The organism is Kitasatospora sp. NPDC023176 (genome assembly GCF_055560495.1).
In genome coordinates, this window is record NZ_JBVHIP010000002.1 from 32,724 (window position 1) to 52,272 (window position 19,549).

A 19,549-nucleotide genomic window follows, 5' to 3' on the forward strand; every position below is an offset into this window, starting at 1 on the left:
TCGACGTGCCCCGGGACCTCCAAGTCCTCGTCCGGCAGAACCCCTCCGCCGACTACACCCGGCTGCCCCGGCAGACCGGTCCCGCCGCCGACCTCCCGCCGAAGGGCCCGGCCCCGCTGGACCTGGTCGTCTCGCTCCGCCGCCACGGCGACGAACTGCACATCAGCGCCTTCCGCCCGGGCGAGCGCGCTCCCAGCACCCGCCCGCACCGGGCCCAACTGGCCGTCCCCGCACCCGTGCTGCTCGCCAAGGCGGCCCGGCTGCGCGCCGTCTGGCGGGACCGGCTGATCGGCTACGACCCCGACCCGCTCAACCCCTACCCCTTCGCGACCGCCGTCGACTTCTCCCCGCACGCCGCCGTCGCCGAGCGCAAGGTCGCCGAACTCGCCGAGGAGGGACGGTACTTCCTGGAGACGATGTTCGACGGATCCGACCGCAGCCTGACCCGCTTCCGCGAGTACCTCACCACCACCCTCACCGAGCACGGCTCGCTGCGGATCAGCTTCGACTCCGACCTCCACCTGCCCTGGCCGATGCTCGCCGTGGACGGCGACCAGCCGGACCCATGGGCGGACTTCCTCGGCCACCGGCACCAGGTCGAGCAGACCGGCGCCGCCTATCCGCCGATCCAGCCGCCCAACTCCGCCCGCGCCAAGCCCGTCACCAGCCTCAACACCGACGACCAGCTGACCGGTATCGGCCGGGCGCCCGAGGTCCGCAAGCTGCTGGAGGACCGCTCCCAGCTGACCGTGCGCACCGAGTCGGACCTGCTGCTGGAGGCGCTGTCCACGGCCGTGCTGGACGAGGACGTCATGTACTTCTGGTGCCACGGCCAGTTCGTCGCCAACGACTCCCCGTACGAGCAGCTCGCCGTCCGGCTCTCCGACGACCGGCACATCGACGCCGAGCTGGTGCGCCGCCACCGCCGCCGCCACCTGGACCGGCCCGGCGCCGTCTTCCGGCCGTTCGTGCTGCTGAACGCCTGCCACACCGGGCAGTCCGCGGCGGCCGAACTCGACCACCTGGGGCGGGCGTTGGTCGACCTCGGCGCGGACGGCGTGCTCGGGCCGCAGCTGCAGATCCCGCAGGAGTTCGCCGCCGAGTACGCCTTCGCCTTCCTCGACCACTACCTGACCGGCGAGTTCACGGCCGGCGAGATCACCCAGCAACTGGTCCGCTGGTTCGCCCGCGAGTACCGCAACCCGCTGGCGCTCGCCTACTCCCTGCACTGCGGCATCGACAGCATCCTGGAGCTCAACCCGTGAACCCCACGCCCTCGACATCCGTACGACCCGTCACGGTGGACCTGGACGAGCACGGCCGGCTGCTCGTCCCCGGGACGAGGACGCCCGTCCCCGACGCCCGGGTCGCCGAGCATCTGGCCCGGCACCTGCGGATCCCCGAGTGGGCGACCGACCTGTTCGTCTACGTCCACGGCTGGCAGACCAGCCCCGACGCCGCCGACCGGACGGCCGCCACGCTGATCGACCGGGCGGCGGCACTGCACCGCGCCGCCCCGGCGGCCTACCCGGGGCTCACCGCCGGGTTCCGCCCCTGGTGCGTGGTGGTGCGCTGGCCCTCCTCCAGCCTGCCGGGTCTGCCCGGCTACCGGCGCATCCGGGAGCGGGCGCACGCGATGAGCGCCCGCGGCCAGGCCGGGCGCATCCTCGGGCACCTGCTCGGCTACCTCGACTCCGGCCGGGGCCGCCCGGACGCCCCGCGCGTCCTGGCCAACCGCCACGGCCAGTACCTCCACCTGCTCGGGCACTCCTTCGGCGGCCGCTTCCTCTGCGAGGCCGTCCAGTACGCCGCCGACCGCCCGGCCGGGCCGCCGGTGCTGAGCTGGTCGTCCCGGCCCGGCGACCCGGCCCGCCCGTTCACCGTCGACAGCGCCCTGGTGTTCCAGATGGCCGCGCCGCGCGACGCCTTCGACCGGCTGTTCCCCCGGCTGTTCCTCGGCCCCGGGCGCGCCGGCGCCCCGCTGCGCGGTCCGCTGGTCCTCACCCACTCCCGCTGGGACCGCGCCACCGGCTTCTGGCACCTGCGTGCCGAGGGCCTCCCGGGCATCGGCCACTCCGGCACCGGTTCCGCCCCGGTCGCCCAGTTCAGCACCCGGCTCCGCCCGGCCGACTCGCCGTACCCGCACGCCGAACTCGACCATCCGATCGTCAACATCGACGCCGGCCACGTCTACCGGGGCGGGCTCGCCACCCGGCTGCACCCCTCCGGCGCCCACTCCGACTTCCAGCACCCGGAGTCCGCCCACCTGTTGCTCAGCCTGGCCGCCCACTCCCGCTGAGCCGGGCGCCACGGCGTCGGGGTCGCTACGGGGTCTACGCCCGCGTGAACCCGTGGCTGCGCTCCACCTTCGCCACGTGCAGCGTGTAGCTCCGGTACCACTCGGCCCGCCCGCGCCGCTGCGCCGCCCGGTGCTCGGCGTCGCGCTGCCATTCACCGAGCGCGTCGGCGTCGCGGAAGTACCCGACGGTGATGGCCAGTCCGCCGGGGGACTGCGCGTAGTCCATGCCCAGGTACCCGGGGATGTCCTTGACCAGGTCCTCCATCCGCTCGTTGGTCTCCCGGTAGCCGGTCTGGTCCGGGGTCCGCACCGCACTGAACACGGCGACGTAGTACGGGGGTTCGAAGGCCTGGACGGGCGTGACGGCCGTGGCGGGCGCTTCCTGGTGATCGCTCATGCCGGCCACCGTAGGGCGCGGTGCGCCCGGCGATCCAGCCGTCCCACCGGATCAGGGACATTTCAGGGACGCCCGAGGGCCCGGGTCGGGGTGCTGCCGTACCCCGACCCGGGCCCTTCTCGGAGCGCCGCCGTCAGCGCTGGCGGACGCCCGTGAAGCCGCACACCGGTGTGCAGAGCGTGACGATGCCGCTGTAGCGGTAGTTGGTCCGCCCCCGCGAGATCGTGTGCACCGTCAACTTCTCCCGCAGGGTGGGCTGGTGGCAGCGCGGGCACACGGCCTCGACCGGCTTGCCCCAGGGCCGCTTGGGGTCGAGCTTGGTGATCGCCACCCCCATCAGCACCACGGACAGGCCGGTGCCGACGAAGCCGACCACCTGCCACACGCCCTTGCCGGACTCCCGGCGGTCGATCATCTCGTCGTAGCCGAAGGTGCCTCCGCCGCCGTGGTTGGACCAGATCCGGCACTCGTCGCTCCGGGTCATGGTCTTGCCGTCGCAGTCCGGAGGGGTGGTCGGGTCGGCCTTGCCGACGACCAGCGCCAGGAAGAGGCCGAGTCCGGCCAGGAGCACCAGGACCACCAGCGTCGTCGCCCGGCTTCGGCCGGTCTGCAGGCGCGTGCGCTCCTTCACCGCCGTCTCTATCACAGCGTGCGCCATGTTGCTGCCGTCGACCGCCACCACGTGTCTCCTGTTGTTCGCGTTCGGTACCTCGATGCCCCCGGCGGACCGGAGTTGACACGAACCCACCATGATCAGGGGGCTGTCGGCCGGGACTTGGTGAGACCTTGACCTCACCGTGACCCGACCGACGCTCAGCTCCGGTGCGTGAGTGACGCGAGGTAGTCGGCGGCCTTCCCGGGGTCGAGGAGCCAGTTCTCGACGTCCGCCGGATCGTCGAAGGAGTTGGCGAACCGGTCGGCCACGGCCCGCAGTCGCCCGGCCGCACCGAACAGCTCCACCGCGTGCGGGGGCGCCGGGAGGAGCATCGCGTTCGTCCAGGTGGTGACGACCCGCGCGGCGCCGGCCCAGAAGCGGTCGAAGGCGGCCTGCTGGAAGTCCCGGTCGAAGGGCTTGTCGCCGTGGGCGAGGATCGCCTCCAGGTAGAAGGCGGCGCACTTGGCGGCGTTGTTGGCGCCCTGGCCGGTGACCGGGTCATTGGTGACGACGACGTCGGCGACACCCAGCACGGCGCCGCCACCCGGCAGTTCACCGACCGGGCGGCGCACCACCGGGGTGAAGCGCCCGGCCAGGATGCCTCCGGCGTCGGTGAGTTCGACGCCGGCCCGGGTGCGGTCGTACTCCCAAGGCGTGAACGTCCTCATCAACTCCAGCATCACCCGCAGGTGTTCGGCCGGGTCGCGGAGCCCGTCGAAGGCGTCCGCCGGGCCGCCCGGGAGGGCCTCCCAGAGCAGGATGTCGCACGGCCCGTCGGCGGTCAGCGCCGGCAGGGTGAAGAACTCGCCGACGCCGGGCACCAGGTTGCAGCGCACCGCCGGGAAGTCGTGCTCGGGGCGCGGCGCGAGCCCGTACACATAGCTCACGGCCAGCGCCCGCTGCGGACGCTGGTACGGGGACCGTTCCTCGTCGCGTTCGAACAGCGCGGCCAGCTTGCCCTTGCCGCTGGCGACCAGCACCAGGTCGTAGGAGCCGGCGAGGTGTTCGAGGTCGGCGGGGCTCACCTGCCGCAGCTCCACCCGGCCGCCGCGCCCGGCGAAGGTCTCCAGCCAGGTGGACATCTTCAGTCGCTGGTCGACGGACTGCGCGTAGGCGTCCAGCCGCCCGACCCAGTCGATCACTCTGGTCCCGTCCGGTGTGCCGACCGACACCCCGAGGCCCTCGATCCGCGGCGCCCGTTCGGCCCACAGGTCCAGACCGAGGGCGCGTTCGGTGCGCAGCGCCGAGTCGAACATGCACTGGCTGGACAGCACTCTCCCGTCCCGCACCTCCTGGGCGTCACGGTCGGTCAGCAGTGTGACGTCGTAGCCGTGGGACTGCAGCCCGAGGGCCAGTTGGAGGCCGGCCTGCCCGGCACCGACGATCAGAATCCTGCGCATCGTCCCTGCTCTCCTGGTGGTCCGTCCGACCGGGGCCGCCCGCTCCGGGCCGGTTGCCAGTGGCTTGGATATCAGTCCGGAGCGTCCGCGTCCACGGCGCGAACGGGCCCGCGCGCGCCGGGGCGGGGACGAGGAGGACCGCGGGCGATCGGATGTCGAGGTGAAGAAGTCGCCGTTTCCGTGATCCGCCCCGGCCGGCGGCGCCTGGCCAACGGCCTGCCCCGGCCGATTGCACCTGGCCAACGGCCTGCCCCGGCCGATAGCGCCTGGCCATCGATCCGCCCGGCCGGCGGCGCGTGGCCAACCCCCGGGGGACGCCGCAAGCTGGTGTGGTCAGCGTGTGCGGGCGCGTCCCGCGCCGGCTCCCCCGTGACGAAGGATCCCCATGGCTGCCACCACCCCCGCCCCCACCCCCACCGACGGCGGCGTGCGCGCCGTCCAGGTCGCCGCTCCGGGAGGGGAGCCGAAGCTGGTCGAGGTCCCGCTGCGCGAGCCCGGCCCCGGTACGGTCCGCATCGCCGTCGAGGCGTGCGGTGTCTGCCACTCCGACCTGCTGATCACCGGCGGCATGCTGCCCGGCACCACCTTCCCGGTCACGCCCGGTCACGAGATCGCGGGCCGGATCGACGCCCTCGGCGACGGCGTCGAGGGCTGGAAGGTCGGCGACCGGGTCGCGGTGGGCTGGTTCGGCGGCAGCTGCGGGCGCTGCGAGGCCTGCCGCCACGGCGACGCCGTCCTCTGCCCCTACCTCCAGGTGCCCGGCGCCGCCTACCCCGGCGGCTACGCCGACTCCGTCATCGTGCCCGCCGACGCGCTCGCGGCCGTGCCCGACGAGCTGACCGCCGCCGAGGCCGCGCCGCTGGCCTGCGCCGGGATCACCGTGTTCAACGGCCTGCGCCGCTCCTCCGCCCGCCCGGGCGACACCGTGGCGATCCTCGGCCTCGGCGGCCTCGGCCATCTGGGCGTCCAGTTCGCCCACGCGATGGGTTTCCGCACCGTCGCGATCGCCCGCGGTGCGGAGAAGGAGCCACTGGCGTACCAGCTGGGCGCGGACCACTACATCGACAGCACCGCCGGGAACGTCGCGGAGGCCCTCCAGGCACTCGGCGGCGCCAAGGTCGTGCTGGCCACCGTCACCAACGCCGATGCCATGTCCGCCACCGTCGACGGCCTGGGCCGCCGCGGCGAACTCGTCATCGTCGGCGCCTCCGTCGATCAACTCGCCATCAACCCGCTCCAGTTGATCTCCCGCGACCGCACCGTCCACGGCCACTCCTCCGGCTCCGCCCTCGACACCGAGGACACCCTGCGCTTCGCCGCCCGGACCGGCGTGCGCGCCTGGATCGAGGAGCTTCCGCTGGAGGAGAGCGCCGCAGCCGTCGCGAAGATGAGCAGCGGGCGGGCCCGTTTCCGGATGGTCGTCACCACTGGTCGCTGATCCCGCTCGCCCCGCCCCCCTCGCGGGTCAAGCGTTGGCAAAGACCCCGCCGTCCGGCGGCCGATCGACGACGCTTAGGCTGGTACGGGCTCGAACGACCCGCCCGATGGGAGCATCGGCCCGGGGCGGGCCCGCAGACGCCGGAGTACCCAGGGGGGACACAGCACCATGCGCGAAGAGCACGGGGACGAGTACGCGGAGGGATACGGGGACGACCACCTCGTCCACGCCGACCACCGGGAGGCCCCGCCCCGGCCGCGGTCCCGCCGGGTGTGGCTGGTGGCGGTCGGCGGGGTGTTCACCGCACTGGTGGTCGTCGCCGGGTACGGCGCCTACACCATGCTGGGCGCGGTGTCCGGCGGCTCCTCCCCCGGCGGGAGCAGCACCGGTCCGACGGCCGCGAAGGAGCCGCAGGCGCCGCCGACCGCCGAGCAGGCCGACGCGGTCGCCAAGGACTTCCTGACAGCCTGGGGCCGCGGGGACCTCACCGTCGCCGCCGGCCTCACCGACCGTCCGGAGGCCGCCCGGGCGGCACTGGCCTCGTTCCACGACGGCGTGTCGGCCCGCTCCCTCACCCTGACCGGGACGGGCCCCGCAGCCGCCGGGACGACCGGCGAGCCGACCGTCGGCTACCGGGTGCGGGCGGAGTTCGACGGCACCACCGAGGCCTGGGAGTACGAGAGTGCGCTGGGCGCCGTACGGGCTTCGGACGGGCGCGTGCTGGTGCGCTGGGCGCCGACCGTGGTCCACCCGAAGCTCGCCGCGGGCCGGACCATCACCGTGAAGGCTCTGCCCGACCCGGTGTCCAAGCCGACCGACCGCAAGGGCCGACCGCTGGACGCCTTCCCCTCGCTGCGGTCCGTGCTGCCGCAGATCGCCCCGCCCGACGGTGCGAAGGTCGTCACCGGACAGGCCGTGGTGCTGACCGGCGGGGGCCAGGACGCGGAGGAACTGTTCGTCCTCACCCCGCCGAGCGCACCGCGGGTCAAGCTCACCATCGACGCCGACCTCCAGCAGGTCGCCGAGGAGGCGGTGAAGCAGCAGTCGGCGAGCGGCAAGCCCGCCTCGCTGGTGGCGGTCCAGCCGAGCACCGGCAACATCCTCGCGATGGCCTACGCCTCGCAGGACGGCTTCAACCGCGCGGTCGGCGGCGGGCAGGCGCCCGGTTCGACGATGAAGGTGATCACCGCGGCGGCGCTGCTGGAGGCCGGGGTGACCCCGGACACCGCCGCGCCCTGCAAGGAGACCACCAACTCCCCCAGGACCTGGCACAACGACGAGCCCGGCAACCACCTCGACTACACGCTCAGCGACGACTTCATCCACTCCTGCAACACCGGCTTCATCGACAAGGGCCTGGAGAAGCTCCAGCTCGCCACCCTGGCCACGGTCGCCCGCGACCAGTTCGGACTGGGCCTGCAGTGGCGGATCGGCATACCCAGCCGGGACGCCACCATCCCCGCCCCGAGCACCAAGGACGAGGCCGCGGCCGCGTACATCGGCCAGGGCCAGATCCAGGTGAACTCGCTGCTGATGGCCTCGGTCGCCGCCACCGTACAGAGCGGAACGTTCCGTCAGCCCGTCCTGCGCGAGGACGTCAAGCGCGTGACGGCCCCCGGGAAGCTGCCCGCCGACGTCGCCCAGGGCCTGCGCTCGATGATGGCCCGCACCGCCACCCAGGGCACCGCCCGCACCCCGATGTCCGGACTCAGCGGCCAGATCGGCGCCAAGACCGGCACCGTCGAGGCCGGTTCGAGCCAGGCCACCAACAGCTGGTTCATCGCCTACCGCAACGACCTCGCCGTCGCGGCCGAGGTCGAGGGCGGCGGCCACGGCAACAGCGCGGCGGGCGTGGCGGCCGCCCAGGTGCTGAAGGCGGGCGGCAAGGGCTGACCGCGCCCGTACCCGGAGCAGTTCGACCTGCTCGGGGGTCTCACGCGGTGGGTGTGCCCGCCGACCTCGACGGTGTACCCCTTCGGCGGCTCCAGGGCGCTCCCCCACCACCGCCCCGGCACGCGACGGCGATGCTCGCCGCCGCGCTGCCGGTGGCGGCCGCGCCGGGCGTCACCGGGGCGCTGCTGACCTGCAACGAGACGAACACCGCCTCCCGACGGGTGATCGAGGCCAACGGCGGCAGGCTCGTCGCGGCGGACGGCGGCAAGCTCCGCTACGTCGTACCGACGACCGCCTGAGCCGCCCGGCCTCATGGCCGCGCCCGGCTGTCAACTCCCCGGAAACCGCTTGGCACCCGGCGGTGGCGTCGGCCAGGATGACGACCGTGACGCCGAACTACCCCTGTGTGTGCTGCGGTCACCTGACCATGGACGAGCCCCCTGGCTCGTACGAGATCTGTCCGGTGTGCTTCTGGGAGGACGACTCCGTCCAGCTGCGCTGGCCGGACTACCCGGGCGGAGCGAACCGCCCGTCGCTGATCGAGGCCCAGAAGAACTACCAGGCCTTCGGAGCCTGCGAGGAACGGTCCGTGGAGCACGTCCGCCCGCCCCTGGGCGACGAACCGCAGAACGGCGGTTGGCGACCCGTCGACCCCGAGCGCGACCACTTCGAGCCCCGGGGCGTCCAGTTGGCCGCCTGGCCGGTCGACCGGACGGTGCTCTACTGGTGGCGCTACCGGCACACGGGCTTCTGGCGGCCCGCCGCTTCCTGATGCCGTTGTCAAGCGGCCATCCGATCACGCTAACGGGCAGGTCCGACACCGAGGTGCCATGCGCCGGCCGCGAGGTCGAGCGTCGCCGTGCGGTCGGGCCGGGCCGACCGCTGCTGCCCGAGTCGCCACTGTTCTGCGAGAGCCCACGGCTCGACGGTCACCTCGCTGGCCGAGGCGGCGCCGACGGTGGCCCCCGGCACCGGCAACGAGCCCACCGAGAGCAGCAGTTGGGCGCAACGATCGAACCAACCGATAAATCCGGCGACAGGGGCGGCCCGCCCGGGACAATGGTCGCCATGGATGAGGTCGAGGTCGAGATCGTCGTCGCCCATTCCGAGCGCGCGACCCTGCGCGTCGGCGACGTGTTCCTCAAGGTGGACGCCGATCGGGCGCGGATGGACGTCGAGGTCGAGGCGATGGCCCTGGCGCCGGTGCCGACCCCGGAGGTCCTGTGGTGCAAGCCGCCCGTGATCGCGCTCGCCGCTCTCCCGGGGAGGGCGCTCGGCCGCCTCGGCGAGCCGTCGACCGCGTCGGCGGCGGCATGGGCCGCGGCGGGTGCCGCCGTCCGGAGCCTGCACGACGCGCCCTTGCCGCCCTGGCCCGGCCGGAGCCTGGACGCGCTGGCGGCGGACCTCGACGGCGAGTGCGCGTGGCTGGCGACCAACGGCGTCCTGCCCGCCGACCTGGTCACCCGCAACCGTGCGGTCGCCGAGACGGCGCTGCGGCCGTGGACTCCGGTGTTCACCCATGGGGACCTGCAGCTCAGTCACGTCTTCGTCGACGGCGACGCGGTGACCGGCATCATCGACTGGTCCGAGGCGGGCCGGGGTGACGCGCTGTTCGACCTGGCCATCCTGACGCTCGGGCACGAGGAGCACCTCCCCGACGTCCTCACCGGTTACGGCACCGACGTCGACCTCGACGTGATCCGCGCCTGGTGGTCTCTGCGCAGTCTGCTGGCGATTCGCTGGCTGGCCGAGCACGGCTTCGACCCGTCCGCACCGGGCTGTGAGATCGACGTGCTGAGGTCCCGGATGTGAGACCACCCGCTGCCGCGCTCGGCAGGCGCGCGCCGGCACCGGTCGGCCACCCCAGGTCCAGGCGCAGCCGCCACCCCTCGACGCCCGAAGGTGCCCAGGATGTCCGCACCCCCGGGATCGGCACGGTCCGACGGTCGAACTCGGCGTCGAGCCGGGCGACCAGGCGGCCGAGATCGGTCCGGGCGCCGTCGGGGAGCCACCGCAGCGCGGCTTCCCAGTCGTCGCGCGCCAGGACCGGGTTGCACGGGCCGCCGCAGAGCTCGGGCTCGGGCAGCGCCCGCCCGGACTGCCCGAGGTACCGCCGGCACCGGGCCGGCGCCGAGAACACCGCGTCCGGCTGGAGCCGTTCGTCCGCCAGTCGCCGGATCGCCGCCCGGGTGAGCCCCGAGACGCTCCGGATCCGGCGTACGGGCACCACTCGTGCGGGCCGCCACCGCTCCGCGCACAGCCCCTTCGGCCGCCTACGCGGCATGACTCCGTGAGATCAGCATGGCGTCATCCTGGCCCGAAGGACCGTCCCCGACCAGCGCATCACCCCCCGGCCCCGCCGACGACGACATGCGCTGCCAGCGGGCCGCCGGGGTCGGTCAGTTGAACTGGTCCGGGTCGGGGCCGGTACGCAGCTCGCGGTCGCCGGAGGCGATGGCGGTCATGTCCTGCTCGGTGAGCTCGAAGTCGAGGACGTCGAGGTTCTCGCGGATCCGGGCCGGGGTGACGGACTTGGGGATGACGATGGTGCCGAGCTGGAGGTGCCAGCGCAGGACGACCTGGGCGGGCGACTTGCCGGTGCGCCGGGCGATGGCGGTGACGGCGGGGTCGTCGAGGACGGCGCCCTGGGCGAGGGGGCTCCAGGCCTCGGTGGCGATGCCGTGGGCGGCGTGGAAGGCGCGCAGTTCGGCCTGCGGGAGGCCGGGGTGGAGTTCGATCTGGTTGACGGCGGGGACGAGCTCGCCGGTGTCGAGCAGCCGCTTCAGGTGCGCGGGCTGGAAGTTGGAGACGCCGGCGGCGCGGATCCGGCCCTCGGCGGCGAGCCGCTCGATGGCGCGCCAGGTGTCGGGGTAGCGGTCGCGGGCGGGGGTGGGCCAGTGGATCAGGTAGAGGTCGACGTGGTCGAGGCCGAGCTTGGCGAGGCTGGTGTCGAAGGCGCGCAGGGTGGCGTCGTAGCCCTGGTCGGCGTTCCACACCTTGGTGGTGACGAAGAGGTCCTGGCGGGCCAGGCCGGAGGCGGCCAGGGCGCGGCCGACGCCGGACTCGTTGCCGTAGATGGCGGCGGTGTCGATGCTGCGGTACCCGGCTTCGAGGGCGGAGGTGACGGCTGCGGAGGTCTGGTCGTCGGGGACCTGGAAGACGCCGAAGCCGAGCTGGGGGATCTCGACGCCGTTGTTCAGCCGGACGGTCGGGACGTTGGGGGTGCTCATGGTGGTGGTTCCGGTCTCTCGGAAGGTGGGTTGGGTGGGGGTGGAGCGGCCCGGCGGTTGGCGGTCGCTCACTGGTGGACGGGGATCCGCGCCGCGGGAGCCACGGCACCGGCCGAGCGGTGGTCCCGGCGCTCCAGGGCGGCGGACCAGACGGCCAGGACGAGCGCGGCCGCCGCGAGCAGGGCACCGACCCAGTTGGGGGCGGTGTAGCCGAGGCCGGCGGAGATGACGAGGCCGCCGAGCCAGGCCGCCAGCGCGTTGCCGAGGTTGAAGGCGCCGATGTTGACGGCCGAGGCCAGGGTGGGGGCGCCGTGGGCCTGGTCGAGGACGCGCTTCTGCAGCGGCGGGACGGTGGCGAAGCCGAGGGCGCCGACCAGCAGGATCGTCACGGCGGCGGCGATCTTGTTGTGCGCGGTGAGGGTGAACAGGGCCAGCACCAGCGCCAGGCCGCCCAGCGTCCCGTACAGCAGGGGCATCAGCCTGCGGTCGGCGTATTTCCCGCCGAGCAGGTTTCCGAGGAACATCCCGACGCCGAACAGGACCAGCAGCCAGGTGACGGCCCCGTCGGAGTAGCCGGCGACGTGGGTCATCATCGGGGCGATGTAGGTGATCGCGGCGAAGACGCCGCCGAAGCCCAGGACGGTCATCGCCATCGCCAGCAGCACCTGGGGGTTGCGGAAGGCGGTCAACTCGCCGCGCAGGTGGCCGCCTTCGGGGCGGGGCAGGGCCGGGACGAGTCTGGCGATGCCGAGCAGGCCGAGCAGTCCCAGGGCCGCGACGCCGACGAAGGTGGTGCGCCAGCCGACGGCCTGGCCGATGTAGGTGCCCAGCGGGACGCCGACGACGTTGGCGACGGTCAGTCCGGTGAACATGGTGGCGATGGCGCCGGCCTTCTTGTCCGGGGCGACGAGTTCGGCGGCCACCACCGAGCCGATGCCGAAGAACGCGCCGTGGGCCAGCGAGGTCACGATCCGCCCGACGAGCATCAGCGGGAGGTTCGGCGCGGCGGCGGACAGCAGGTTGCCGACCACGAACAGGCCCATCAGCAGCATGAGCATCGTCTTGCGGCTGATCCTGGTGCCCAGCACGGTCATCAGCGGGGCGCCGATGACCACGCCGAGCGCGTAGCCGGTGACCAGCAGGCCGGCGGTGGGGACGGACACACCGTAGTCGCCCGCGATCTGGGGCAGCAGACCCATGATCACGAACTCGGTGGTCCCGATCCCGAAGGCCCCGATGGCCAGGGCGAGGAGTGCGAGAGGCATGGCGAGACCCTTCATACGATGACTTCAGCGCCTTACAGGCCTCCACAATAGTTGCAGTCGCTTCATATTGGCAATCGCAATGATTGCAGGCGCCAGAGATCGGCCCCGGTCACCCGACTGTCGCCGTCACCACCGGGTCTGCGTCGTCACCACAGGATCGGCGCCGTCACCATCCGACCGTCGCTGCTGCCATCCAAGATCGTCGGCGTTCATCCGGGCAGCGTAGGCCCGCCACGGACAGCAAAAGGCGAGGGGTCCAGGACCTCCTCGCCACTCTCAAGGTACCGCGCGCGGGGGGCCTTGCGGCAAGGCCCCCCTCAGGGCGCACAATCGTCGCCCGAGGCCGGAACCTGGCGTTTTGCGCGGTTCAGACCGTATGCGGGTCAGTGACCGATACGCGGCCTCGTCCAATCACTCACTGGGGGATGTACCGATGATCGATGTGATCGTGGTCGGCGGCGGGCCGACCGGCCTCATGCTGGCGATCGAACTGCGGCTCCAGGGCGTGGAGGTGGTGGTACTGGAGCGGCTGACGGAGCCGACCCGGGAGTCCCGCGGCCAGGGCCTGCACGTGCGCAGCGTGGAGATGATGGACCAGCGCGGCTTGCTGGAGCGGTTCCTCGCGGTGGGCGGCAAGTTCCGGATCGGCGGCTTCTTCGGCCACATCCACAAGCCGTGGCCGGAGAGCATGGACACCGCCCACGACTACGGACTGAGCGTCGAGCAGCCGGTCACCGAGCGGCTGCTCCAGGAGTACGCGCTGGAGCTCGGCGCCGTGATCCGGCGCGGCCAGGAGGTGGCCGGGCTCGACCAGGACGAGGACGGGGTGACCGTCGAGCTGGCGGACGGCAGCCGGCTGCGCTCGCGCTACCTGGTGGGCTGCGACGGCGGCCGGAGCACGGTGCGCCGGCAGCTCGGCATCGCCTTCCCCGGCGAGCCCTCCCGGGTCGACACCCTGCTCGGCGAGCTGTCGCTGGCCGAGGCGCCGGAGGTGATCGAGGCCGTGGTCACCGAGGTCCGCCGGAGCGAGCTGCGCTTCGGCGCCATCCCCCGGGGCGAGGGGGTCTACCGCGTGATCGTGCCCGCCGCGGACGTCCGCGAGGAGCGCGGCGAGGCGCCCACCCTGGAGGAGTTCCGGCAGCGGCTGCGCGCCACCGCGGGCACCGACTTCGGTGCCCACGCGCCCAGTTGGCTGTCCCGCTTCGGCGACGCCACCCGGCAGGCCGAGCGGTACCGGGTCGGCCGGGCCTTCCTCGCCGGGGACGCGGCGCACATCCACCCGCCCACCGGCGGCCAGGGCCTCAACATCGGCATCCAGGACGCCTACAACCTCGGCTGGAAGCTCGCCGCCGCTGTCCAAGGCCGGGCCCCCGCGGGCCTGTTGGACAGCTACCACGCCGAACGCCACCCGGTGGGCGCCCGGGTGCTGGCCAACACCCGGGCCCAGATGACGCTGCTGGGCTCCGAGCCCGGCGCGGTCGCGCTGCGCGAGCTGCTCTCCACCCTGATGGACTTCGAGGAGGTGAACCGCTACGTCACCGAGATGGTCTTCGGGGTCGGGGTCCGCTACGACCTGGGCGAGGGCCCGGAGTTGCTCGGCCGCCGACTGCGGGACGTCCGGCTGGAGCGGGGGCGCCTGTACGAACTGATGCGCGGCGGCCGGGCGTTGCTGCTCGACTCCACCGGCGGCGCCCTCTCGGTGGCGGGCTGGGCCGACCGTGTCGACCATGTCGCCGACCCTGTCGAGGAGTTGGACGTCCCCGCAGTGCTGCTGCGGCCCGACGGATACGTCGCCTGGATCGGCGCGGACCAGCCGACGCTGGACGAAGCGCTCACTCGGTGGTTCGGCGCCGCCACCGCCTGAGCCGGTCAACTGCCGTGCGGCGGGCCCGGGTCGACCCGGACCAGGGTGCGCTGCACCGTCCCGTCCGGCTGGTACACGGTGCGGTACAGGTACGGCTGGTCCGAGCCGGGAAGCAGCACGACGCCCTCCTCGACCACCGGCCGCTGGTCGACGATGGCCCTGAGCCTGCGGCCGGCGTCGGCGGGGAACTCCGGCTCCTGGGGCCGTCGGTGGCGTCCGGCCACGATCCGATCACCCGTCCTTCCTCACTGGGGGCCGAACGTCCAGCCCGCCCGGGAGTCCGGGCGGGCTGAGCATCCGACACGCTACTGCGGGGTCGCTACATCGCGGTGACCTTGATCATCGCGAACGGGGCGCCCTGCGGGTCGGCGGCCACCGCCATCCGGCCGGCCACCATGTCGAAGGGCGGGGCGAGGACGGTGCCACCGGTCCTGACCAGGGCGTCGACGGTGGAGTCCACGTCGTCGACCGCGAAGTAGGTGAGCCAGTGCGCCGGGGTGCCGGGCGGGTCGTTGCTGAGCAGCGTGGCGCCACCGACCGGGCGACCGCCGATCTTCAGCTCCCAGTACTCGATGTCGCCCTCCACCGGCTCCATCTCGATGCCGAAGGCCTCGCCGTAGAAGGCGGTGGCGCCCTTGATGTCGCTGGTGTGCAGTTCGTTCCAGGTCAGCGCGCCGGGCTCGTTGACCACCTGGGCGCCGGAGAAGTCCACCGCCTGCCAGACCCCGAAGACCGCGCCCTGGGGGTCGGCGGCGATCAGCATCCGGCCGAGGCTGCCGACGTCCATGACCGGGACGAGCAGGGTGCCGCCCGCCGCGACGATGGCGTCCTGGGTGGCCTGGGCGTCGGAGCTGGACAGGTAGCTGGTCCACACGGTGGGCGGAGTCGGCATCCCCTCGGGGGCCATCGCCGGGCCGATGCCGGCCGCGGCCTTGCCGTTGAGCTGGCAGACGGCGTAGCCGCCGAACTCGGCCGGGCCGGGCTGCCCCTGCCAGCCGAAGAGGTCACGGTAGAAGTCCAGCGCGGCCTGCTGGTCCTTCGCCATCAGATCGACCCAGCACGGGGTGCCGGTCACGTACGGGGTGGTGACTTCGGGCATGGTCGCTCTTTCTCGCTCGTGAGGTCCCCCGCCAGTCACCCTCCCGTCCCGCCCCGGGATCCGCCACCCGAGACGTGCCGCAGTGGAGCTTGCGGCGGCGGAGGCGCGAACCGGCCTGCCCGGCCTGGGCACAGCGGTGACCACCAGTACGGTGGCAGGCCCGGTTGGGACGCGGGTGTGCGCTTCCTCCGGGATCTCCGCGCCACCGGCCCACGCCGTGCCGGGCTCCCGGCACACTGCCCTGGCCCGGGGGATCGCCTTCAGCGCCGTGGCGTTCCTCGCCCGGCCGCCCAGCATCCTGCTCAGCCGGGGCGCCACCAGCACCACAGACGGCGGCACCCTCCCCCTCGCCGTCCTGGCCGGCCTGAGCACCGCCGCGGCGGGCCTCGGCGACGGCGCGGGCCGGGACCGCCAGGTGCGTCACCCGCCCGCTGACCTACTACCGGCCGCACGCCGCGCATCCGAACACCTCCGGGATCGTTGGTTCTGACGCGGCGCGGGCCGGGTGTGCTCTCCGGAGCGCCCGGGCGCACGGGATCCGAGCGAGGAGTGCGACATGGGGCGAATCACCCGGCGGGGCTTCGTGACGGGCGCAGCGGGAGCGCTCAGCGGGCTGGTCTCGCCCGGCCCGACGGTCGGGACCAGCCCGGGCGGGCCACGGGAGCAGGCCGCACCGGCTGTGGGCGAACACCGCCTCGGGGAACGGGACTTCCGCGGTGTGTGGCTGACGACGGTGGCCAACCGGGACTGGCCCTCCCGGCCCGGTCTCCCCGCCGACGCCCAGCGCGCCGAACTCCTCGCCCATCTCGACCGGGCGGCGGAGCGGCGGCTGACCGCGGTGGTGTTCCAGGTCCGCCCGACCGCGGACGCCCTGTGGCCCTCCCCGTACGAGCCCTGGTCGGCCTGGCTCACCGGAGTGCAGGGCAAGGACCCCGGTTGGGATCCCCTGGGCACCGCCGTCACCGAGGCGCATCGGCGCGGCCTGGAACTGCACGCCTGGTTCAACCCGTACCGGGTGGCCACCCACACGGACCCGTCCCGGCTGGTACCGACCCACCCCGCCCGCCTCCACCCCGACTGGGTGGTGGCCCACGGCGGGAGGCTCCACTACAACCCGGGCCTGCCCGAGGTCCGCCGCTTCGTCCAGGACGCCGTGCTCGACGCCGTCCGCCGCTACGACCTCGACGGCGTCCACTTCGACGACTACTTCTACCCGTACCCGGTGGCGGCGCAGCGCTTCGACGACGACGCGGCCTACGCCCGGTACGGGACGGGCTTCCCGGACCGCGCCGCGTGGCGGCGCGACAACATCGACCTCCTGGTGCGGGAGACGGCCGCGCGGATCAAGGAGATCGACGGCCGGGTGCGGTTCGGGATCAGCCCGTTCGGGGTGTGGCGCAACGAGGCGACCGACGGGCGCGGCTCGGCGACCACGGCGGGGGTGCAGGCCTATGACGACCTGCACGCCGACACCCGCAGGTGGGTGCGCGAGGGCTGGCTCGACTACATCTGCCCGCAGCTGTACTGGAACATCGGGTTCGCCGCCGCCGACTACGCCGTCCTGGTGCCCTGGTGGGACGAGGTGGCCCGGGGCACCGGCGTCGACCTGTACCTCGGCGAGGCCCTGTACAAGGCGGGTGATCCGGCGCAGCCCGCCGCCTGGCAGGACCCGGCCGAGCTGTCCCGCCACCTGGCGCTGGCCGGGCACCGGCCCTCCGTCCGCGGCCACTGCTTCTTCGCCGCGAGGGAGGTCGCCGAGGACCGCATCGGGGCGATGGCCCGCGTCGTCGCCGACCACTACCGGGCGGAATCCCGCTGAGCGTCCGTCCGTCCCCGGCCGTTCGCTCCCCCACCCGGTCAGGGGTGCGGCAGCCGTTCCAGGGTGCCGCGGTCGTTCAAGGGTGCATCCGAGCCCCCTTGAGGATCTTGTCCACCGCGTTCCGCGGCCCGTGGACGGCCAGTCCCACCAGGTCCAGCTGCTCGGTGCCCACCGCGCGGACGGTGGCCCGGTTGGCCCGGTCGTCGCCGGTGGTGAACAGCTCCGACGTGAAGACCGAGCAGGGCGTGGAGCGGGCGAGCGCGCGCCGGTGGGCGCCGGCCAGCGTCTCCTTCGTCCCCTCGAAGACCAGCACCGGCTGGCGGAACATCGGCAGGTACGTGACGTCGTCGGCGTCCCGGTACGGCTCGCCGATCACCTCGGGGTGGGCCGTACCGATGCCGCTGGTCAGGAAGGCGGTCACGTTCAACCGCTGCCACGGTTCGAGGTCCTCGCGCAGCAGGACGGCGATCTTGGTGTCGAAGCGGACGGGCGCGGCGGCGTCGTCCGACGCTGCCGCGCCGGTGACCTGGGATTCCTTGCGGTCGGTGTTCATGATCCGAGACTGCCGGTCGCCCGCCGCCACCGTCTTGTACGTTCTTTGCATGGTGTCCCGGCAGGAGGTCTCCGCCTGGCGCCCGGCCGTCCCGGGCGTGGTGGAGGTGCTGCACGCCCACTTCACCGACCACGTCTACCCGATGCACGTCCACGACGCCTGGACCGTGCTGATCGTCGACGACGGCGCCGTCCGCTACGACCTGGACCGCCACCAGCGGGGCACCCCGGACGGCGCGGTCAGCCTGCTGCCGCCGCAGGTGCCGCACAACGGCTCGACCGCCACCGCCGGGGGTTTCCGCAAGCGGGTGCTCTACCTCGACATGACCCAGCTGGACGCGCGCTACATCGGCCCGGCCGTGGACGGCCCGGACCTCGCGGACCCCTTGCTGCGCCGGCGCGTCGGGCAACTCCACGGCGCGCTGGCCGAGCCGGGGGACGAGTTCGAGGCCGAGAGCCGGCTGGCGTTCATCAGTGAGCGCCTTCGCGCGAGCCTGCGCCCGCGCCGCTCACGGACGCAGGCCCCGGTCGCCCGGGGCGTCGCAGCCGACCTGCGCGACCTGCTGGACGCCCGGCTGCTCGAAGCCACCACCCTGGACCAGGCCGCCCGGCTGCTGCACGCCCACCCCGCCCACCTGGTCCGCGCGTTCAGCACGGCCTACGGCATCGCGCCGCACCGGTACCTGATGTCCCGCCGGGTCGACCTCGCCCGCAGGCTGCTGCTCGACGGCCGCCCACCGGGTGAGGTGGCGACGGCGGCGGGCTTCTACGACCAGTCCCACCTCACCCGGCACTTCAAGCGGGTGCTCGGCACGACTCCCGGCCGCTACACCCGGGCTGGTTGAGTTCCAGGGTGCACAGCAGGAACGACAAGAGGACGTGGAGGGCGATGGAGCTGACCATCCTGGCGGTTCCCGACTGCCCGAACGCCCCGCTGCTGCGGGAGCGGCTCGCCGAGGCCCTCGGCGGACGGCCGGCCCGGGCGGTGGACTGGGTGACGGTGGTCGACGGCGAGCAGGCGGAGGCGCTCGGCCCGCACGGCTCGCCGACCCTGCTGATCGACGGCACCGACCCCTTCGCCGAACCCGGCCAGCCCGCTGCCCACTCCTGCCGGCTGTACCGGGACACCCACGGCGCGCTCTGCGACACCCCGACCGTCGACCAGCTGCGGCAGGCACTGCGCTCCGCTCGGTAGGCGCCGCTCGGTAGGCGCCGCCGGGCCGCGATGGCGGGCGGCGATGGCCGGGTATCGCCGAGGGTGATCTGAACCGGGTGCTGGGCCTGGCCCGTTGATGAACGGCCCTGCTCAGCGCGGCACCGGCGTTGATCCTGTGTTGATCGGGGTGTGCGAGCGTACTGGCTCCACCGGGGGCCGGTGGACAGCTTGCAGAGAGGCGCATTCGGATGGTCAACCACCGCAGCAGCACCCGCATCGCAGCCCGACTCGCCTCGGTGGCGGTGGCCGTGGGGCTGGCCGTCCTGCCGCAGGTCGGCGCGTCGGCGCAGGCCGCGCGGCAGGGGGGCACCCAACAGGCGGCCGGGAGCGTGACGGGGCCGGGTGGCGAGCAGCGGAGCGACGAGTGGAACGCCACCGGGGCCTGGTGCGTGACCTGTGTGAAGCCCAAGCACTGACCCCGG

Annotated in this window: 22 protein-coding genes; 13 read left to right on the plus strand and 9 right to left on the minus strand. The window is 73.4% G+C overall.

Annotated features, from left to right (window positions below; all coding sequences use genetic code 11):
• Positions 1–5: 5 nt before the first annotated feature.
• Together ACZ3YL_RS04310 and ACZ3YL_RS04315 are read left to right on the plus strand one after the other, a co-directional pair.
• A complete protein-coding gene (locus ACZ3YL_RS04310) occupies positions 6–1,265 on the plus strand; it encodes a CHAT domain-containing protein (RefSeq protein WP_188310206.1) in 1,260 nt (419 codons plus the stop codon).
• Positions 1,262–2,299: an alpha/beta hydrolase gene (locus tag ACZ3YL_RS04315; RefSeq protein WP_188310207.1), complete on the plus strand. Its 1,038-nt coding sequence runs from the start codon at positions 1,262–1,264 to the stop codon at positions 2,297–2,299. The genes ACZ3YL_RS04310 and ACZ3YL_RS04315 overlap by 4 nt, the downstream gene beginning before the upstream one ends.
• A 34-nt stretch (positions 2,300–2,333) precedes the next feature.
• Here ACZ3YL_RS04315 and ACZ3YL_RS04320 read toward each other — a convergent pair whose 3' ends face one another.
• The 3 genes from ACZ3YL_RS04320 to ACZ3YL_RS04330 all read right to left on the minus strand — a co-directional run bounded on the left by ACZ3YL_RS04320 (position 2,334) and on the right by ACZ3YL_RS04330 (position 4,751).
• Positions 2,334–2,696 carry an antibiotic biosynthesis monooxygenase family protein gene (locus ACZ3YL_RS04320; protein ID WP_188310208.1) on the minus strand — a complete coding sequence of 121 codons (363 nt, stop codon included), beginning with the start codon at positions 2,694–2,696 and terminating at the stop codon, positions 2,334–2,336.
• 133 nt (positions 2,697–2,829) lie between these two features.
• Positions 2,830–3,375: a hypothetical protein gene (locus ACZ3YL_RS04325; RefSeq protein ID WP_465655303.1), complete on the minus strand. Its 546-nt coding sequence runs from the start codon at positions 3,373–3,375 to the stop codon at positions 2,830–2,832.
• A 134-nt stretch (positions 3,376–3,509) separates the two neighbouring features.
• Entirely contained in the window at positions 3,510–4,751 is a 1,242-nt protein-coding gene (locus tag ACZ3YL_RS04330; RefSeq protein ID WP_465655304.1) for a styrene monooxygenase/indole monooxygenase family protein, read from the minus strand.
• Between the two features lie 385 nt (positions 4,752–5,136).
• Between ACZ3YL_RS04330 and ACZ3YL_RS04335 the strand changes: the two genes are divergently transcribed.
• From ACZ3YL_RS04335 to ACZ3YL_RS04350, 4 genes are all read left to right on the plus strand, one after another.
• The gene (locus ACZ3YL_RS04335) at positions 5,137–6,189 is read left to right on the plus strand and encodes an alcohol dehydrogenase catalytic domain-containing protein (protein ID WP_188310211.1); all 1,053 of its coding nucleotides are present in this window, start codon (positions 5,137–5,139) and stop codon (positions 6,187–6,189) included.
• A 168-nt stretch (positions 6,190–6,357) separates the two neighbouring features.
• Complete coding sequence (locus ACZ3YL_RS04340; RefSeq protein ID WP_465655306.1) at positions 6,358–8,082, plus strand: penicillin-binding transpeptidase domain-containing protein; 1,725 nt, start codon at positions 6,358–6,360, stop codon at positions 8,080–8,082.
• Between the two features lie 47 nt (positions 8,083–8,129).
• Complete coding sequence (locus ACZ3YL_RS04345) at positions 8,130–8,381, plus strand: hypothetical protein (protein WP_465655308.1); 252 nt, start codon at positions 8,130–8,132, stop codon at positions 8,379–8,381.
• A 77-nt stretch (positions 8,382–8,458) separates the two neighbouring features.
• Entirely contained in the window at positions 8,459–8,854 is a 396-nt protein-coding gene (locus tag ACZ3YL_RS04350) for a CPCC family cysteine-rich protein (RefSeq protein WP_465655310.1), read from the plus strand.
• Positions 8,855–8,883: 29 nt separating this feature from the next.
• On the opposite strand, the gene ACZ3YL_RS04355 is transcribed toward ACZ3YL_RS04350, so the two are convergent.
• The gene (locus ACZ3YL_RS04355; protein ID WP_465655312.1) at positions 8,884–9,186 is read right to left on the minus strand and encodes a hypothetical protein; all 303 of its coding nucleotides are present in this window, start codon (positions 9,184–9,186) and stop codon (positions 8,884–8,886) included.
• Between ACZ3YL_RS04355 and ACZ3YL_RS04360 the strand changes: the two genes are divergently transcribed.
• Positions 9,151–9,894 carry a phosphotransferase gene (locus ACZ3YL_RS04360; protein ID WP_465655314.1) on the plus strand — a complete coding sequence of 248 codons (744 nt, stop codon included), beginning with the start codon at positions 9,151–9,153 and terminating at the stop codon, positions 9,892–9,894. The two genes, ACZ3YL_RS04355 and ACZ3YL_RS04360, sit on opposite strands and share 36 nt — an antisense overlap.
• A 587-nt stretch (positions 9,895–10,481) precedes the next feature.
• Here ACZ3YL_RS04360 and ACZ3YL_RS04365 read toward each other — a convergent pair.
• A complete protein-coding gene (locus ACZ3YL_RS04365) occupies positions 10,482–11,312 on the minus strand; it encodes an aldo/keto reductase (RefSeq protein ID WP_465655315.1) in 831 nt (276 codons plus the stop codon).
• A gap of 68 nt (positions 11,313–11,380) precedes the next feature.
• A complete protein-coding gene (locus ACZ3YL_RS04370; protein ID WP_188310216.1) occupies positions 11,381–12,577 on the minus strand; it encodes an MFS transporter in 1,197 nt (398 codons plus the stop codon).
• 433 nt (positions 12,578–13,010) lie between these two features.
• Here ACZ3YL_RS04370 and rox point away from each other — a divergent pair, with 433 nt between their 5' ends.
• The gene (gene rox / locus ACZ3YL_RS04375) at positions 13,011–14,441 is read left to right on the plus strand and encodes a rifampin monooxygenase (protein WP_465655317.1); all 1,431 of its coding nucleotides are present in this window, start codon (positions 13,011–13,013) and stop codon (positions 14,439–14,441) included.
• Positions 14,442–14,446: 5 nt separating this feature from the next.
• Here the strand turns inward: rox and ACZ3YL_RS04380 are convergent, their stop codons facing one another.
• Together ACZ3YL_RS04380 and ACZ3YL_RS04385 are read right to left on the minus strand one after the other, a co-directional pair.
• On the minus strand, positions 14,447–14,665 hold the full coding sequence (locus tag ACZ3YL_RS04380) for a hypothetical protein (RefSeq protein WP_465655318.1): 219 nt from the start codon (positions 14,663–14,665) through the stop codon (positions 14,447–14,449).
• A 95-nt stretch (positions 14,666–14,760) separates the two neighbouring features.
• Positions 14,761–15,540, minus strand: a complete 780-nt coding sequence (locus ACZ3YL_RS04385) for a VOC family protein (protein ID WP_465655319.1) — start codon at positions 15,538–15,540, stop codon at positions 14,761–14,763.
• Positions 15,541–15,715: 175 nt separating this feature from the next.
• Between ACZ3YL_RS04385 and ACZ3YL_RS04390 the strand changes: the two genes are divergently transcribed.
• The gene (locus tag ACZ3YL_RS04390) at positions 15,716–16,030 is read left to right on the plus strand and encodes a hypothetical protein (RefSeq protein ID WP_465655321.1); all 315 of its coding nucleotides are present in this window, start codon (positions 15,716–15,718) and stop codon (positions 16,028–16,030) included.
• A gap of 66 nt (positions 16,031–16,096) precedes the next feature.
• Positions 16,097–17,359: a glycoside hydrolase family 10-like protein gene (locus ACZ3YL_RS04395; protein WP_188310220.1), complete on the plus strand. Its 1,263-nt coding sequence runs from the start codon at positions 16,097–16,099 to the stop codon at positions 17,357–17,359.
• A 76-nt stretch (positions 17,360–17,435) separates the two neighbouring features.
• Here the strand turns inward: ACZ3YL_RS04395 and ACZ3YL_RS04400 are convergent, their stop codons facing one another.
• The gene (locus ACZ3YL_RS04400; protein ID WP_465655322.1) at positions 17,436–17,912 is read right to left on the minus strand and encodes a DUF2000 family protein; all 477 of its coding nucleotides are present in this window, start codon (positions 17,910–17,912) and stop codon (positions 17,436–17,438) included.
• Between the two features lie 49 nt (positions 17,913–17,961).
• Between ACZ3YL_RS04400 and ACZ3YL_RS04405 the strand changes: the two genes are divergently transcribed.
• The 3 genes from ACZ3YL_RS04405 to ACZ3YL_RS04415 all read left to right on the plus strand — a co-directional run bounded on the left by ACZ3YL_RS04405 (position 17,962) and on the right by ACZ3YL_RS04415 (position 19,543).
• Positions 17,962–18,756 carry a helix-turn-helix transcriptional regulator gene (locus ACZ3YL_RS04405; protein ID WP_465655324.1) on the plus strand — a complete coding sequence of 265 codons (795 nt, stop codon included), beginning with the start codon at positions 17,962–17,964 and terminating at the stop codon, positions 18,754–18,756.
• Between the two features lie 44 nt (positions 18,757–18,800).
• The gene (locus tag ACZ3YL_RS04410) at positions 18,801–19,106 is read left to right on the plus strand and encodes a hypothetical protein (protein ID WP_465655326.1); all 306 of its coding nucleotides are present in this window, start codon (positions 18,801–18,803) and stop codon (positions 19,104–19,106) included.
• A 209-nt stretch (positions 19,107–19,315) separates the two neighbouring features.
• Positions 19,316–19,543, plus strand: a complete 228-nt coding sequence (locus ACZ3YL_RS04415; protein ID WP_188310223.1) for a hypothetical protein — start codon at positions 19,316–19,318, stop codon at positions 19,541–19,543.
• Positions 19,544–19,549 lie beyond the last annotated feature (6 nt).

Coding starts and splice junctions, on each gene's coding strand:
- ACZ3YL_RS04415 (WP_188310223.1), top strand. CDS start 19,316: ATGGTCAACCACCGCAGCAGCACCCGCATCGCAGCCCGACTCGCCTCG.
- ACZ3YL_RS04400 (WP_465655322.1), bottom strand. CDS start 17,912: ATGAACACCGACCGCAAGGAATCCCAGGTCACCGGCGCGGCAGCGTCG.
- ACZ3YL_RS04330 (WP_465655304.1), bottom strand. CDS start 4,751: ATGCGCAGGATTCTGATCGTCGGTGCCGGGCAGGCCGGCCTCCAACTG.
- ACZ3YL_RS04365 (WP_465655315.1), bottom strand. CDS start 11,312: ATGAGCACCCCCAACGTCCCGACCGTCCGGCTGAACAACGGCGTCGAG.
- ACZ3YL_RS04405 (WP_465655324.1), top strand. CDS start 17,962: ATGGTGTCCCGGCAGGAGGTCTCCGCCTGGCGCCCGGCCGTCCCGGGC.
- rox (WP_465655317.1), top strand. CDS start 13,011: ATGATCGATGTGATCGTGGTCGGCGGCGGGCCGACCGGCCTCATGCTG.
- ACZ3YL_RS04385 (WP_465655319.1), bottom strand. CDS start 15,540: ATGCCCGAAGTCACCACCCCGTACGTGACCGGCACCCCGTGCTGGGTC.
- ACZ3YL_RS04335 (WP_188310211.1), top strand. CDS start 5,137: ATGGCTGCCACCACCCCCGCCCCCACCCCCACCGACGGCGGCGTGCGC.
- ACZ3YL_RS04360 (WP_465655314.1), top strand. CDS start 9,151: ATGGATGAGGTCGAGGTCGAGATCGTCGTCGCCCATTCCGAGCGCGCG.
- ACZ3YL_RS04370 (WP_188310216.1), bottom strand. CDS start 12,577: ATGCCTCTCGCACTCCTCGCCCTGGCCATCGGGGCCTTCGGGATCGGG.
- ACZ3YL_RS04355 (WP_465655312.1), bottom strand. CDS start 9,186: ATGGGCGACGACGATCTCGACCTCGACCTCATCCATGGCGACCATTGT.
- ACZ3YL_RS04395 (WP_188310220.1), top strand. CDS start 16,097: ATGGGGCGAATCACCCGGCGGGGCTTCGTGACGGGCGCAGCGGGAGCG.
- ACZ3YL_RS04410 (WP_465655326.1), top strand. CDS start 18,801: ATGGAGCTGACCATCCTGGCGGTTCCCGACTGCCCGAACGCCCCGCTG.
- ACZ3YL_RS04340 (WP_465655306.1), top strand. CDS start 6,358: ATGCGCGAAGAGCACGGGGACGAGTACGCGGAGGGATACGGGGACGAC.
- ACZ3YL_RS04350 (WP_465655310.1), top strand. CDS start 8,459: ATGACGACCGTGACGCCGAACTACCCCTGTGTGTGCTGCGGTCACCTG.
- ACZ3YL_RS04320 (WP_188310208.1), bottom strand. CDS start 2,696: ATGAGCGATCACCAGGAAGCGCCCGCCACGGCCGTCACGCCCGTCCAG.